The following is a 13877-nucleotide window of genomic DNA, read 5'->3' as shown; positions in this document are numbered from 1 at the left end:
CGGAATCGTCGCATGATTGACGACACATCAGATCATGACGGTTCGCCGTTCGCCCTGCCCGGCGGTCCCGCCGGACGGGCCCTGCTCGGCCGGTCGGGGGTGCCGGTCACCCGGCTGGGCTTCGGCGGCGCGGCGCTCGGCGGGCTGTTCCGCCCGGTGACGGCCGACGACGCGGTGGAGGCCGTACGCGCGGCCTGGGACACGGGCGTCCGCTACTTCGACACCGCCCCGCACTACGGCGCCGGTCTCTCCGAGGAACGGCTCGGCGCCGCCCTGCGGGGGCTTCCCCGCCGGGAGTTCACGGTCTCCACCAAGGTGGGCCGGCTGCTCGCCGACGGGCCCGGGGGCCTGTCACCGGGTGGGGACGGCGCGGAGTTCACCGGCGCCCCGGGCCGGCTCCGGGTGCGCGACTACAGCCGGGACGGCGTGCTGCGGAGCGTCGAGGCGAGCCTGCGCAGACTCGGCCTGGACCGGGTGGACGTGCTGTACCTCCACGATCCGGACGAGCACTGGGAGCAAGCGGCCGGCGAGGCGTTCCCCGCGCTGGCGCGGCTGCGGGACGAGGGGGTCGTGGGCGCGATCGGGGCCGGGATGAACCAGACGGCGATGCTCGCCCGTTTCGTCGCCGAGACCGACCTGGACGTGGTGCTGTGCGCCGGCCGGTGCAGCCTGCTGGACGGCGGCGCGCAGCGCGGGCTGTTCCCGCTGTGCGAGCGGAGGGGGGTTGCGGTGGTGGCCGCCGGTGTCTTCAACAGCGGCGTCCTGGCCGACCCGGACACGGACCCGTACTACGACTACGCCCGGGCACCGGCCCCGACGGTGGCCCGCGCCCGGCGGCTGGCCGCCGTGTGCGAGCGCCACGGCGTACCCCTGCCCGCGGCGGCCCTGGCCTGGCCCGCCCGGCACCCGGCGGTGGCGTCCGTGCTGGTGGGGATGCGCAGCGCGGGGGAGGTCGGGGCGGACGTCGCACTGGCGGGCACCAGGATCCCGCCGGAGCTGTGGCGGGACCTGGAGACGGCGGGGTTGCTACCGGGGCGGTAGCCCTCCCCCGGGACTTAGCCGGGGGCCAGACCGTCACGTTCAGCGACATGTCACTTGAAAGGACTGCTTCCATAAGAAGAGGGGCAGATTGCCATCAAGGGCGTGAACTGAACACCATTGCTCTCAGGGGGAATTCATGACGGACGATCAGGCAGGTGACGCGGTCCGCGGCGGAAGCCCGGACTCGGCGGTCGACCGGGTGGCCGACTTCTACGGCGCCTACATCGACGCCGTCGATGACGGAACCGACGACCTGGGCGCGGAGCTTCGCGCCCACTACCTCACGGAGGATCTCCGGCAGCGATTGGCCGCCTGGGAGGAGGCCAATCACGCCGACGGCGTGCTGCGCGCCCAGGACGTGCCCACCCGCTGGGAGGTCCGCTACCACGACTCCGGTGCCGGGCACCTGTTCACCACGGTCACGCTCACCTGGGGCACCGGCCCGGACGCCGGGCACACCCGGCTGGCGGTGCAGAGCGATCTGAGCACCAAGCTCATCTCGGACATCGAGGACGGCTGACCCGGCCGGGCGGCCACCGGCCGCCCGGTCACCGGTCCAGCACCGTCCGCAGGGCCCGCTCGACCTCCGCCGGGTCGCCCTGCGCCCTCCCGCGCCAGGCGATCAGGCCGTCGGGCCGGACGAGCACCGCCCCGGACGGGGTGACGCCGTGCGCCGCCGCCCAGTCCCCGTGCAGGGCCGGGACGGCGACGGGGACGCCGAGGCGCTCGGCGGCCCGTTCCGCTCCGGCCCGCCATCCCGGGTCGTCGGTGAGGAGCACGAAGCCGCGGCCGTACAGGTCACGCGTGGACCCGTCGCCCAGGGGTACGTGCGGTGCCCGCGTGCCGGGGCGGCCGCTGGGGATGGCCGGGTCCTCGAAGAGGACGTCGTCCGAGGGGGCCGTCGCCTCGGGGACGAACGCGCCCGCCGGGCAACGGTAGCCGAACAGCAGGCGGGCCGGGTCGATCCGCTCGGCCACGGTGTCGTCGGCCAGGTCCGGTGACATCCGGTGCACCATGTTCGCGTACTGCTGCTCGACGAGGCACTCGGCGAAGGGCCTGCGTTCGGCGTCGTGGCTGTCCAGCAGCCCGGGGCCGGCCTGGCCGCGGACGACCGCGGCGAGCTTCCAGGCGAGGTGGTGGCCGTCCATCAGGGCGGTGTTGCCGCCCTGGCCGCCGGTCGGCGGCATCACATGGGCCGCGTCGCCCACCAGGTGCACCCTGCCGGACGAGAAGCGGTCCGCGACCCGGCAGGCGGTCGACCACGTCGTCGCGCCGAGCAGGTTCACCTCCAGCTCCGGAAGGCCCGCGACCAGCCGGACGATCTCACGGGCGTGCTCGTCGTCCCCGGTCGCCCCGACGGCGGCCACGAACCTGCCGGGCGTGTCGGTGGAGACGAACGCGCCCGACCCGCCGGGCAGCGCGGGGTTCTGGAGGTAGTGCATCTGCACGGCCGCGCCGTCGAGGGACACCTCCAGGCCGGCCTCGAAAAGCAGGCTGGTGTTCTCGCCGATGACGCCGCGCCCGTGGAAGCCGATGCCGGCCGCCTCGCGGATCCCGCCGCGATGGCCGTCGGCGCCCACCAGGTGGGCGGCCTCGACCTCGTAGGCCTCGCCGGTGGCCAGGTCGCGCAGGACGGCGGTGATCCCGTCCGGTCCGTCGGTGAAGGACTCCAGGCGGGTGGAGAACCGTATGTCCGCGCCGAGCTCGGCGGCGCGCGCGGCCAGCAGCGGCTCGGCGCGCTCCTGGCTGACCATGCCGGTGGGGGCGGGCGAGTACTGCTCGAAGTCCGGCATGGTCTCGGTGATGCTGTGGAACACCCGCCCGGTCACGCTCTCCGCGATGACGATGGTCATCTCGGGCCGCCCGGGCGGCGCCGCGTCGAGGAAGGCCCGCTCCAGGCCGGCGGCGCGGAGCGCCTCCATGGTGGCGGGCATCTGGCCGCGGGCCTTCGGCTCCAGCGATGTACCGGGGTGGCGCTCGACCACCAGCGCGGGCACGCCGTGCAGCCCGAGGAAGAGCGCGGTGGACAGGCCGCCGAGGCCCGCTCCGACGATCAGGACAGGGGTGGACCGGGTGTGCACGATGCCCTCCAGGAGCCTAGACTAATCCCAGGAAGCGGATATTCCTATCAATCGAAATATCCATCGCATCGAGATATATCTGCCGAGGTGTGCCGTGTCAACCGAGAACAGGTCCGAGCTGATCGCCGATCTGGTGAAGGCCATGCGCGACCAGGCGGGTCGCGGGCTGATGCTCCACGGCGCGATCGCCGAACGGTTCGGGCTGAACTTCACGGACCTCAAATGCCTCGACCTGGCCCGTCACGAGGGTGAATTGACTGCCGGGAGGATCGCGACGGCCACCGGGCTGAGCACCTCCGCCGTCACCGCCCTGCTCGACCGCCTGGAGCGGCGCGGCTTCATCGAGCGACAGCGCTCCACGACCGACCGGCGCAAGGTCGTCGTGGTCGCCACCGGCCGGCACGACGCCGAGATGCAGGAGGTCTTCGCCGGATTCGGCAGGACGGTGCTGGACGTCCTGGACGACTACGACGACGAGCGGCTCGCCTTCCTGCTGGAGGTGACGCGCCGCCTCACCCGGGCCGCCCACGAGGCCACGGAGGAGCTCACCGACAGCCGAAAGGCCTGACGGGGGCGGGGGGAAGGCCCTATAGCGGACAAGGCATGGGTGGCACGGCGGATTTACCGTTCCGTTTCCCTCTGTTTACCTTTCCGCCCTTCGCGCGGGGGTATCCCCACCCCATACTGACGACACCCGTCCCGCAAGCCCCACGGTGAGCGTGAGAACCACCGTGCCGGAAGCAGCAGGACGCCCCCCCCTTTCTCTGTCGTCACCCCCATCGCTGAAGGATCCCGGCGCCGTGCCCGTACCCGTTTTCCTCCACGGCCGCACCGTGCGGCTGGAACCGCTCGGCGAGCACCACATCGAGGGCCTGGCCGCCGCGGCGGCCGAGGACCGCAGCAGCTACGCCTTCACTCCCGTGCCGCACGGCCCGGAGGCCACGGCTCGCTATGTGGCCGAGGCCCTCGCGGCCCGTGCCGCGGGCCGGGCACTGCCCTTCGCCACCGTGCGGATCGCGGACGGCCTGGTCATGGGCTCGACGCGGTTCTGCGAGCTGGACTACTGGCAGGGCCCGGTGCAGTGGCCTCCGGCCCCGCGCGGCCCGCTCGGCGATCCCCTCACCGCGATACCCGACGCGGTGGAGATCGGCGGAACCTGGCTCTCCGCGCACGCCCAGGGCACCGGCATCAACACCGAGACCAAGCTCCTGATGCTGCGCCACGCCTTCGAGACCTGGGGCGTCCGGCGCGTGTCCCTGCGCGCGGACTCCCGCAACGCACGCTCGCGCGCGGCCATCGAACGCCTCGGCGCGGCCCTCGAAGGCGTCCACCGCGCCCACACCCGTGGCCTCGACGGCATGGTCCGGGGCACGGCCTTCTACTCGATCCTCGACGAGGAGTGGCCCGGCGTACGGGCCGGGCTCGAGCACCGGGCCGAGCACCGGGCCGGGACGGGGCACCACCACGCCCCGGAGCGGGCGCGCCCGCTCGTCTCGGCGTAACGGGCGCCGCCTTCGTCCCCTTGCCCCCGTTTTCTTCCATCCCGTTTCCTCAGTCGCCCGGGCTCGTTGTGCGAGAGCGATCCGCACCCCGAACCCCGGGGAAACGAGGAAAAGGAGAAGCGCTGTGCGCTGGATGAGCATCGCTCTGGCCGCGGTGGCCACGGTCGGCGTCATGAGCACACCGGCGGCCGCCGCCCAGGTCGACCGGGAGACGCACCATCGGGCCCAGCTGCGCGCCGACCCGCCCTGGCCCTACAAGGACTGCATCGACGCGGCAGTCAAGCAGCACAAGGAGAACGCCGACCACGCCAAGTGGCACTGCGACCAGTTGGTGAAGAAGGGCTGGATCAAGCCCCCGACCGCCCAGGACAACGCGGCGCAGAGCACGAACCCCAAGGGCGCGAACCCCAAGAGCACCGACCCCAAGGGCACGGGCCCGAAGAGCGGCGGGCCGAAGGTCCACCACCCCAAGGGCCACCACCCGAAGAGTGGTCACCCCAAGGGCCACCGCCCCTGGCACGGCAAGGCCAAGCCCAGGCTCAAGAGCGGCAGCCCGAAGAGCGGACCGATGGCCGCCCCCAAGCGGTAACCCACGTCCTCGCGATCCGTCAGGCCCGCTCGTGCTCCCGGAGGAAGTCCAGGACGAGCGGGCCCGCGACGGACCGGAACTCCTCGAAGTAGGCGTGCCGCGCCCCGGGGATCAGGCACAGCCGGGCGCCGGGCACGCGCTCCGCGAGCAGGGCGGCGTTCGCGGTGGGGTTGAGCAGGTCGTCGTCGCCGTGCACCACGAGCGTGGGCGCCTGGATGCCGGGGAGCACGTCCCACGCGTCGTGCCGCTCGCTGGCGACCAGGTGCCGCAGCCGGTCCTTCGGCGTCATGGTGGGGTCGCCGAGCGTGTGGTACGGGCCGGTGTGGGTGGCGAGCCGGCCCGGTGTGTACATCAGGTCCAGCAGGGCTCGCAGGCCCTCGGGGGCGGGCCGGGCCAGCGACCGGCGCACGTCGTCGCCGCGGTCGACCGCGTGCGGTCCGCCGGGTGACGTACAGCCGAGCACGAGGGCCCGGACGCGGTCCGGCCGGCGGACGGCGAGCCACTGGGCGACGCGGCCGCCCATGGACGTGCCGTAGACATGGGCCCGCTCGACGCCGAGGTCGTCGAGCACCGCGATCGCGTCCCGGGCGAACCCCTCGGTGCTGTAGGGCTCGTCGGGTCGGTCGCTCTCGCCGGATCCCCGGTAGTCGAGCGTGATGACGCGGTGGGCGGTGGCGAAGTCGTCGATGACGCCGTCCCACCAGTGGTGGGTGTTGCCCTGTCCGGCCAGCAGGAGCAGGGGCTCGCCCGCTCCCCGTACCTGGTAGGCGATCCGGGCTCCGTCGGCGCTCTTGGCGTACCGCATGGTGTTTCCCTCCCCCCTGGGCCCGGTCAGGCGTCGCCGGAGCGCAGGGCGGCGGGCAGGGTCTCCAGCAGTCGCTCGGGCGCCGCCTGCTTCCAGGAGTCCACGAGGATGTCGCGCAGCTCGTCCATGCCCTCCAGGGCGGCGAGGCGCACGCGCACCCATGAGGAGCTCGCCTCGTGCGGCGGCACCCAGAACTTCTCCGGCTCGGCCGCGATCAGTTCGCTCCGCTCGTGTCTGGGGCAGCGGACGGCGAAGGAGGTCTGGTCGTCGGGGATCGTGATGTACATCTTTCCCGCGACGCGGAAGGTGGGCATGCTCCACGCCTCCTTCTCCACGGTTTCCGGCAGGGACAACGCGATACGGCGGATGTCATCAGCATCGATCATGGTCCCCACATTAATGCGCGCGCTGTCCGACGATCACCCTGTGTGAAGCGACCGTCCGGATATCGGACGCGCCGACCGGGCCCTCGCCCGCTTCTCCATACTCGAGACTCCTCAATCTCGGATATTGGACAGGTAGCGACCATGAGCCGGACACTCCCGTCTCCTCCCCCGCCGGTGGAGAGCCCCCCTCAGCAGGGCTCCCCGCTGTCGAACGGGCTCAAGCAGCGGCACCTCTCGATGATCGCCCTCGGTGGCGTCATCGGCGCGGGCCTCTTCGTCGGCTCGGGCGCCGGCATCGCCGCCGCCGGCCCGTCGATCGTGCTCGCGTACGCCGCGTCCGGTCTGCTCGTGATGTTCGTGATGCGGATGCTCGGCGAGATGTCCGCCGCCAATCCGGCCTCCGGGTCCTTCTCCGTGCACGCCGACCGGGCGATCGGCCCGTGGGCCGGCTTCACCGCGGGCTGGATGTTCTGGATCCTGCTGGTCGTGGGCGTGGCGATCGAGGCGATCGGCGCCGCCCACATCGTGCAGGGCTGGCTGCCGGGCACCCCGTCCTGGCTGTGGGTCCTGCTCTTCATGGCGCTGTTCTGCGGCGCCAACCTGGGCGCGGTCGCGCACTTCGGCGAGTTCGAGTTCTGGTTCGCCGCCCTGAAGATCGGCGCCATCGCGCTCTTCCTGATCCTCGGCACCCTCGCCGTCCTGGGCGTCCTGCCCGGCACTGACTCCCCCGGCGCGGCGCACCTCACCGGCGACGGCGGGTTCCTGCCCACGGGCATGAACGGGCTGCTCATCGGCCTGCTGGCCTCGCTCGCCGCGTACGGCGGCCTGGAGACGGTGACCATCGCCGCCGCCGAGTCGGAGGACCCGGTGCGCGGCGTGGCCAAGGCCGTGCGGACGACGATGTGGCGCATCGGCATCGTCTACGTCGGCTCGATGCTCGCCATCGTCACGCTCATCCCGTGGAACGACAAGGCCGTCACCGAGGACGGCCCGTACGCCGCCGTGCTCGAGCGCCTGGGCGTCCCCGGCGGCGGCCAGATCATGAACGTGGTCGTGCTGATCGCGCTGCTGTCGGCCATGAACGCCAACATCTACGGCTCCTCGCGCATGGCCTACTCGCTGGTCGCGCGCGGCCAGGGCCCCAAGGCGCTGGGCAAGGTCTCGGGCGGTGTGCCGCGGCGCGCGGTGCTCGCGTCGTCCGCGTTCGGCTTCTTCGCCGTGCTGCTGTCGTACTGGTACCCCACCACGGTCTTCGCCTGGTTGCTGAACATGGTCGGCGGGGTCGTGCTGGTGGTGTGGGGCTTCATCGCCGTCTCCCAGCTGCTGCTGCGCCGCCGCCTGGAGCGCGAGGCGCCCGAGCGTCTGGTGGTGCGGATGTGGGGCTTCCCGTATCTGACGTGGGTGACGCTGGCCGGAGTGGCCGGGGCGCTGGCCCTCATGGCCCTCGACGCCGACACCCGGGTGCAGCTGTACTTCACCGGTGGCCTGGCGGTGGCCCTGGCCGTCGTGGGCTACACGCGTCAGCGGGCCGTCGCGGCGCGCTGACCGCGGCCGCCACGCCTTTCACCGCTTTCACCGCCCGTACGTCCGAGGCCGGTTCCCGTTTCGCACGGGAACCGGCCTCGGGTCTTTCCGGCGGGTACGGCGGGTATGGCGGGTATCGCCGGTATCGCGGACTAGGCGGCCTCCATACCGTCGAGGCAGGACCGGAGGGAGCGCATGACGTGGCTGCGCCAGCCGCCGCTCATGATGGCGCGGGCCTTCTGCTGGATCGGGTTGTCCGGGTCGAAGCCCTCGTGGTCCAGGAAGAGCCGGGTGCCCCGGCCCTCCGGCTGAAGGGTCCAGGTGATCGTCCAGTCGACCTCGACGCCGTTCTCCGGATCGGCGTCCTGCCAGCCGATCCGTAGCATCTTCCCGTCCTCGAAGGCCAGGACCTCGGCCGCGATGGTGCCGGAGAAGCCCGTGGCGGGCATGGCGACGGCCCGCATGGTGTACCGGTGGCCGACCTCCAGGCGGAAGTCGCCGGGCATCAGCCACTGGGCGAGCAGCTCGGGTTCGGTCAGGGCCCGCCACACCTTGGCGGGCGGGTGCGGCAGGAACTCGTCCACCCGTACCGCGGTCAGGTCGTCGTGCTCGTTCATGAGTCCTCGCTCGTTCATGACTTCTCGTCCTCCATTTCGTCGAGCACCGTCCGCAGGGCGGACAGCTTGTCGCGCCAGAAGCGCTCGTACGGATGCAGCCACTCCTGCACCTCGAAGAGGGGCGCGGCCTCCAGCTCGTAGAAGCGTTGGCGCCCCACCTTGTTCTCGCTCACCAGCCCGCACTCGCGCAGCACCCGCAGGTGCTCGGAGAAGCTGGGTCTGGCCATGTCGAAGTGGCCCGCCAGCTCCGCGACGGGCCGCGGCCCGCGCTCCCGCAGCAGCCGCAGCACCTCACGGCGCACGGGGCTGGCCAGGGCCGCGAAAACACGGCCCTCCGGTGTCCCGGTCGCGACCTCGGTCCAGGCGGAACGGGTGTGGGTGGTGTTCATGAAGCCCACTATAGGTAGGAAATTTCCTACCCGTCACTTCGATCAAGGATCTCCGGCGTCCCTCCCCGGAATCACGACAGGACGTTGACATCAAGGGCGATTCCGGCCCTTCACCGCGGGTAGCCCAATCGTGTCCCGGTGTCGTACGGGGAGGTGAGCGTGGACAGGACGCGGCTGCCTCCGGTAGCGAGGGAACTCCTCTGGCCCCTCCTCCTGCTCGGACCGGCCCTGCCCTTCCTCGCCGGCCCGGCCGTCGCCGCCGGGTTCGGCCGCTACGGCTGGTGGGCACCCCAGGCGGCCGTCGTGGGGGCGGCCGTCCTGGAGGCGCTGGTGGGCGCCGACGCGTCCGGCCCACGGCACTCCGTCCACGCGCTGCTCGACCGCGGCCCGTACCACCGCGCGGTCCTGTACGCCTACGTTCCCGTGTACTTCGGCGCCCTGGTCTGGTCGTGCTCCCGGTGGGCGGCCCCCGGGCTCCCCATCCCGGACGGGCTCGGTCTGGCGCTGGCCGTGGGCTGGGCCGGCGGGGTGGCGTTCACCGTGTCGCACGAGCTCGGGCACGGCCGGCTCCGCGTGGAGCGGTGGGCGGGCAGGCTGCTCGTCGCCCCCTTCGCGTACGGGCACTACTACGTCGAGCATGGCCGGGTCCACCACGCGCTCGTCGCCACCCCCGAGGACCCTTCCAGCGCCCGGCTCGGCGAGGGCTTCTGGGCCTTCCTCCCCCGGGTCCTCGCGGGCCGGGTCCGCGCGGGGTGGCGGTCGGAGGCCCTGCGGCTCGCCCGTCAGGGCCGGGGGCCCTGGCACGTCCGCAACGAGCTCTTCCGGTCATGGGCGCCGACCGTGGTCCTGTACGCCTGCCTCGTCGCGGCCTTCGGGTCCCGGCCCGTGCCCTACCTGGTCGTTCAAGCGGCCTTGGCGCTGATCGTCCAGGAGAGCGCCTCCTACATCCAGCACTACGGGCTGCTCAGGCGGGCCGGGCCGACGGGGCGCCACGAACGCCCCGCCCTGCGGCACAGCTGGAACAGCAACGCCCTCGTCGGCAACATCCTCCTGTGCAACGCGCCACGGCACTCCCACCACCACGTCGCCCCCGGACGCCACTACCAGACGCTGTGTCACGTCGACGAGGCCCTGCAACTGCCCGCCGGATATCTGTCCATGATCCCGCTCGCGTGGTTCCCGCCGCTGTGGCGGCGGGTGATGGACCCCAAGGTCGTCGCCCACTACGGAGGCGACCCGGCCCGGGCGAACGTCTCCCCCGCCGACAAGGACGTGGGGTACTTCGAGTCCTGGGCGCCCACGTACGACGCGAGCATGCTCCAGAAACGCTACTTCCACCCCGTCCGGCACGTGGTCCTCGACCACGCGCGGTCCCTCGCGACCCGCCCGCCGAGCGTCCTGGACATCGGCTGCGGCACCGGAGCACTGCTGCGCGGGGCCCGTGCCCGCTTCCCGGACAGTGCCCTCACCGGCGTCGACCCCGCGCCGTCGATGGTGCGCATCGCCCATGCCACCGGCCGGGAGCACTACGTGGTGGGCCGCGCCGAGCGGCTCCCGTTCCCCGACGCCTCCTTCGACCTGGTCCTCAGCACCCTCTCCTTCCACCACTGGGCGGACCAGCGGCAGGGGCTGACGGAGATTCACCGCGTGCTCCGGGCGAACGGGTGCGCCGTCATCGCCGACCACTTCGCCGTCGGCTGGCTGCGGCCCTTCTTCGCCGTGGCGCGCAAGCGCGGCCGTATGCGCACCCGGCGCGAGGTCGAGGCCCTGCTGCGCGCCTCGGGGCTGCGGCCGGCCGGCTGGCACATCGCGCACACCGTGCCGTCGTTCCTGCGGGCCCGGCCGTACCGGCGGACCGGCCCGCCCCTGCTCCCCCTGACCGCCGTCGCCACAGCTGCCAAGGACCCCGGCCGCCCCGCCGGCTGAGCGGCCGGAAGGAAAACCCGTTGGCTCGCGCCCGCCCCGTGGCCAACCATACGAGGATGAAGACGACCGCACCCCCGGCCTCCGGTGTCCGCCGGCCCTGGGCCGACCTGCCGCCTGACGTCCGCCGCGCCCTGGAGGACGTCCTCGGCGGGCGCGTCGTCGAGGCGCACAGCCAGAGCGGCGGTTTCTCACCGGGCGTCGCCGCCCGGCTCCGGCTCGCCGACGGCCGGCGCGCCTTCGTCAAGGCCGTCAGCGCCGAGACGAACGCCCACAGCCCCCGGCTGCACCGCGCCGAGGCCCGCAACACCGCCGCCATGCCGCCCGGCGCCCCCACGCCACGGCTGCTGGGCACCTACGACGACGGGACCTGGGTCGCCCTGCTCCTCGAGGACGTCGCGGGCCATCAGCCCCGCGTCCCCTGGCTCCCCGCCGAACTGGACCGGGTCCTCGCCGCCGTCGACGGGCTGAGCCGGGCCATGACCCCGGCCCCCTTCGAGGTGCCCGCCGTGGCCGAGAGCGAAGCGGAGGCGTTCACGGGCTGGCGGACCCTGCTCGCCGCGGGCGACACCGCGCGCCTCGACCCATGGGCGGCCGACCGGCTCGCGCTGCTGGCCGGCCTGGAGTCCGGCTGGGCGGAGCCCGCCACCGGCGACAGCCTCGCCCACGGCGACCTGCGCGCCGACAACATCCTGCTCACCGACGACCGGGTGGTGTTTGTCGACTGGCCCCACGCGCTGCGGGCCGCCCCCTGGTTCGACCTGCTGGTGATGCTCCCCAGCGTGGCGGCCCAGGGCGGACCCGACCCGGAGGCCGTCTTCACCACGCACCCCCTGGGCCGGGCCGCCGACCCGGAGGGCGTGACCGCGGTGCTCGCCGCGCTGGCCGGGTACTTCGTCCGCCAGTCGCTCCTCCCCGACCCACCCGGCCTGCCGACCCTCCGGGCCTTCCAGGCCGCCCAGGGTGCGGCGACGCTGAGGTGGCTGGCCCGGCGAGTGGGGTGAGCCCGGGCCGTCCCGGGACGTAACCCCCGGACCTAACCCCCGGACGTAACGATCACAACCCCGGCTGGAGCCGTTCGTGACGCTACGCTGCCGTGCGACGGTCGCCACAGGCCCGGGCAATCAGCGGAACCGCGCGACGGAGGACATCTCGTGAGCACCGAATCCCGTGACACCGGCACCCTTGACGCACCTGACGCACCTGACGCACCTGACGCCACGTCACCACCGGTCGCCAGAGCGGCGGAAGTCCGACCGCGGCTCTCGCGCGACATCTCGCTGTCCGCCGTCCTCGCGGGGTTCGTGGCCGTCGTCGTCTCCTACTCCGGCCCCCTCGTCATCGTGCTCGCCGCCGCGTCGGCGGGACACCTGGACACGGCGCAGACCGGCTCCTGGATCTGGGCCATATCCATAGGCAGCGGCCTGACCTGCACGGCCCTCAGCCTGTACACGAGGATGCCGGTCATCACGGCCTTCTCGACCCCGGGCGCGGCCCTGCTCGTCACCAGCCTCGGCGCCTACTCGTACGCGGAGGCGGTCGGGGCGTTCGTTGTCACGGGCCTGGTCATCAGCCTGATCGGGCTGACCGGGGTGTTCGGACGGCTGATGCGGCAGGTGCCCACGGCGGTGGTCTCGGCCATGCTCGCGGGCATCCTCTTCTCCTTCGGCACCGGTGTGTTCACCTCCCTGCGGACCGCGCCCTGGATCGCCGGCGCCGTGCTGCTCGCCTATCTGCTGGGCAAGCGGTGGCTCCCCCGGTACGCGGTGCTCCTCGCGCTCGCCGCGGGGGCGCTGTGCGCCACGGCCACCTCGCGCGTCCACATCCGGCTGGACCACATCGAGCTGGCCCGGCCGGTGTTCACCACGCCCGCCTTCTCCGTCGCCTCCCTGATCGGGATCGCGGTGCCCCTGACCCTGGCGACACTGGCCTCGCAGAACGCGCCCGGCATGGCGGTGCTCACCGCGTCGGGCTACCGGCCGAAGGACCGGCTGCTGATCGGCTCCACCGGCATCGCGTCGACGCTCCTCGCGCCCTTCGGTTCGCACGCCGTCAACCTCGCGGCCATCACCGCCGCCATCTGCACCGGCCCCGAGGCCCACCGCGACCCGCGGCGCCGCTACGTCGCCGGAGTCGCGTGCGGCGCCTTCTACCTCCTCGTCGGGTCCTTCGGCACGACCCTCGTGGCGTTCTTCGCCGGCCTGCCGAAGGAGCTCGTCGCCGCGATCGCCGGAGTCGCCCTCTTCGGGGCCCTCGCGGGCGGCCTGGCGGGCGCGGTCAAGGAGGAGCGGGACCGGGAGGCCGCGCTGGTCACCTTCCTGGCCAGCGCCTCCGGTGTCACCCTCCTCGGCATCGGCTCGGCCTTCTGGGGGCTGGTCCTCGGCGTCGCCACCCATGTGCTGCTGACGCTCGGGCGCGGGAAGCGGGCGCCGGCGGGCGCCTGATCCGTACGTGACGCCCGGGCCCGGGCGTCACCGGCTTGGCGGGTAGCGCGTTGGGTACCGAGGCCGACGGGCCAGCGTAGTGTCGACGGCATGGCAGATGACTCGCTGCGAGCCGACGTGCTCGACGAGCTGGGGGACGACCGGATCGAGGAGCTGGCCCAGGAGCTCGGCACCGACACCGAGGGCGCCAAACAGGTCGTGGCGGCCACGGTCGACGAGCTCCCCGCCGAGCTGACCGGGGGCGGGCCGCCCGGCGGGGCCCTGGGTCTCGGCGGGCTCGGCGGCGGTCTGGCGGGCGGCCTGGGCGGCGGGCTGATGTCCGGCGTCATCGGCAAGATCACACGACCGGTGGCCGAGGCCGTCGCGAAGCGGACCGGGCTGCCGCCCGCCACCGTCGCCAAGGCGCTGGAGCTGCTGCTCCCCGTGGTGATGACGACCATCGCGAAGCGCCGGAAGCGCTGACGCGCACCCTCACGCACAAAGCCGAGAGGCCGCCCGTTCCCGGGCGGCCGGTCCGGGCACAGGGGTTGTAAAGGTAAATTTATTACTTTACGCCATCAACGCAAGCCAGCGCGC

The 13877-nt window shown here is 72.9% G+C and carries 15 protein-coding genes; 10 read left to right on the top strand and 5 right to left on the bottom strand.

The genetic code is table 11. The features are described from left to right. The first annotated feature begins 12 nt into the window (after nt 1-12). Both AB0E98_RS31065 and AB0E98_RS31060 read left to right on the top strand, forming a co-directional pair. Nucleotides 13-1041 carry an aldo/keto reductase gene (locus tag AB0E98_RS31065; protein WP_361709144.1) on the top strand — a complete coding sequence of 343 codons (1029 nt, stop codon included), beginning with the start codon at nt 13-15 and terminating at the stop codon, nt 1039-1041. Between the two features lie 136 nt (nt 1042-1177). After that, the gene (locus AB0E98_RS31060; RefSeq protein ID WP_361709141.1) at nt 1178-1561 is read left to right on the top strand and encodes a hypothetical protein; all 384 of its coding nucleotides are present in this window, start codon (nt 1178-1180) and stop codon (nt 1559-1561) included. A gap of 28 nt (nt 1562-1589) precedes the next feature. Here AB0E98_RS31060 and AB0E98_RS31055 read toward each other — a convergent pair whose 3' ends face one another. After that, a complete protein-coding gene (locus AB0E98_RS31055; RefSeq protein WP_361709139.1) occupies nt 1590-3122 on the bottom strand; it encodes an FAD-dependent monooxygenase in 1533 nt (510 codons plus the stop codon). A gap of 94 nt (nt 3123-3216) precedes the next feature. On the opposite strand from AB0E98_RS31055, the gene AB0E98_RS31050 reads away from it, so the two are divergent. The 3 genes from AB0E98_RS31050 (at nt 3217) to AB0E98_RS31040 (ending at nt 5213) form a co-directional block, all read left to right on the top strand. Next, nucleotides 3217-3690, top strand: coding sequence for a MarR family transcriptional regulator (locus AB0E98_RS31050; protein WP_361709138.1), 474 nt, complete (start codon nt 3217-3219; stop codon nt 3688-3690). Between the two features lie 232 nt (nt 3691-3922). Next, a complete protein-coding gene (locus tag AB0E98_RS31045; RefSeq protein ID WP_361709136.1) occupies nt 3923-4624 on the top strand; it encodes a GNAT family N-acetyltransferase in 702 nt (233 codons plus the stop codon). Between the two features lie 124 nt (nt 4625-4748). After that, nucleotides 4749-5213, top strand: a complete 465-nt coding sequence (locus AB0E98_RS31040) for a hypothetical protein (protein WP_361709133.1) — start codon at nt 4749-4751, stop codon at nt 5211-5213. Nucleotides 5214-5232: 19 nt separating this feature from the next. On the opposite strand, the gene AB0E98_RS31035 is transcribed toward AB0E98_RS31040, so the two are convergent. Both AB0E98_RS31035 and AB0E98_RS31030 read right to left on the bottom strand, forming a co-directional pair. Beyond that, a complete protein-coding gene (locus AB0E98_RS31035) occupies nt 5233-6018 on the bottom strand; it encodes an alpha/beta fold hydrolase (RefSeq protein ID WP_361709131.1) in 786 nt (261 codons plus the stop codon). Between the two features lie 26 nt (nt 6019-6044). Further along, nucleotides 6045-6404, bottom strand: a complete 360-nt coding sequence (locus AB0E98_RS31030) for an MmcQ/YjbR family DNA-binding protein (protein WP_361709129.1) — start codon at nt 6402-6404, stop codon at nt 6045-6047. Nucleotides 6405-6545: 141 nt separating this feature from the next. Between AB0E98_RS31030 and AB0E98_RS31025 the strand changes: the two genes are divergently transcribed. Further along, nucleotides 6546-7949: an amino acid permease gene (locus tag AB0E98_RS31025; protein WP_361709128.1), complete on the top strand. Its 1404-nt coding sequence runs from the start codon at nt 6546-6548 to the stop codon at nt 7947-7949. 131 nt (nt 7950-8080) lie between these two features. Here the strand turns inward: AB0E98_RS31025 and AB0E98_RS31020 are convergent, their stop codons facing one another. Continuing rightward, entirely contained in the window at nt 8081-8563 is a 483-nt protein-coding gene (locus AB0E98_RS31020) for an SRPBCC domain-containing protein (protein WP_361709125.1), read from the bottom strand. Beyond that, complete coding sequence (locus AB0E98_RS31015; protein WP_361709123.1) at nt 8560-8934, bottom strand: metalloregulator ArsR/SmtB family transcription factor; 375 nt, start codon at nt 8932-8934, stop codon at nt 8560-8562. Before AB0E98_RS31015 ends, AB0E98_RS31020 begins: the two co-directional genes overlap by 4 nt. A gap of 159 nt (nt 8935-9093) precedes the next feature. On the opposite strand from AB0E98_RS31015, the gene AB0E98_RS31010 reads away from it, so the two are divergent. The 4 genes from AB0E98_RS31010 to AB0E98_RS30995 all read left to right on the top strand — a co-directional run bounded on the left by AB0E98_RS31010 (nt 9094) and on the right by AB0E98_RS30995 (nt 13763). Further along, nucleotides 9094-10860: a fatty acid desaturase gene (locus tag AB0E98_RS31010; RefSeq protein ID WP_361709121.1), complete on the top strand. Its 1767-nt coding sequence runs from the start codon at nt 9094-9096 to the stop codon at nt 10858-10860. Between the two features lie 56 nt (nt 10861-10916). After that, on the top strand, nt 10917-11861 hold the full coding sequence (locus AB0E98_RS31005; RefSeq protein WP_361709119.1) for an aminoglycoside phosphotransferase family protein: 945 nt from the start codon (nt 10917-10919) through the stop codon (nt 11859-11861). Between the two features lie 150 nt (nt 11862-12011). Continuing rightward, nucleotides 12012-13301: a benzoate/H(+) symporter BenE family transporter gene (locus tag AB0E98_RS31000; protein WP_361709117.1), complete on the top strand. Its 1290-nt coding sequence runs from the start codon at nt 12012-12014 to the stop codon at nt 13299-13301. 90 nt (nt 13302-13391) lie between these two features. Then, nucleotides 13392-13763 carry a DUF937 domain-containing protein gene (locus AB0E98_RS30995; RefSeq protein WP_311606848.1) on the top strand — a complete coding sequence of 124 codons (372 nt, stop codon included), beginning with the start codon at nt 13392-13394 and terminating at the stop codon, nt 13761-13763. Nucleotides 13764-13877: the final 114 nt, after the last annotated feature.

It is taken from the genome of Streptomyces sp. NPDC037389, assembly GCF_040636475.1.
GTDB lineage: Bacteria > Actinomycetota > Actinomycetes > Streptomycetales > Streptomycetaceae > Streptomyces > Streptomyces hesseae.
This window is presented reverse-complemented; position numbering and strand designations above follow the sequence as displayed.

What these genes read in the sequence shown, in the direction of transcription:
- AB0E98_RS31065 (WP_361709144.1), top strand. Translation starts at nt 13, where the DNA reads ATGATTGACGACACATCAGATCATGACGGTTCGCCGTTCGCCCTGCCC.
- AB0E98_RS31030 (WP_361709129.1), bottom strand. Translation starts at nt 6,404, where the DNA reads ATGATCGATGCTGATGACATCCGCCGTATCGCGTTGTCCCTGCCGGAA.
- AB0E98_RS31025 (WP_361709128.1), top strand. Translation starts at nt 6,546, where the DNA reads ATGAGCCGGACACTCCCGTCTCCTCCCCCGCCGGTGGAGAGCCCCCCT.
- AB0E98_RS31020 (WP_361709125.1), bottom strand. Translation starts at nt 8,563, where the DNA reads ATGAACGAGCGAGGACTCATGAACGAGCACGACGACCTGACCGCGGTA.
- AB0E98_RS31015 (WP_361709123.1), bottom strand. Translation starts at nt 8,934, where the DNA reads ATGAACACCACCCACACCCGTTCCGCCTGGACCGAGGTCGCGACCGGG.
- AB0E98_RS31005 (WP_361709119.1), top strand. Translation starts at nt 10,917, where the DNA reads ATGAAGACGACCGCACCCCCGGCCTCCGGTGTCCGCCGGCCCTGGGCC.
- AB0E98_RS31060 (WP_361709141.1), top strand. Translation starts at nt 1,178, where the DNA reads ATGACGGACGATCAGGCAGGTGACGCGGTCCGCGGCGGAAGCCCGGAC.
- AB0E98_RS30995 (WP_311606848.1), top strand. Translation starts at nt 13,392, where the DNA reads ATGGCAGATGACTCGCTGCGAGCCGACGTGCTCGACGAGCTGGGGGAC.
- AB0E98_RS31035 (WP_361709131.1), bottom strand. Translation starts at nt 6,018, where the DNA reads ATGCGGTACGCCAAGAGCGCCGACGGAGCCCGGATCGCCTACCAGGTA.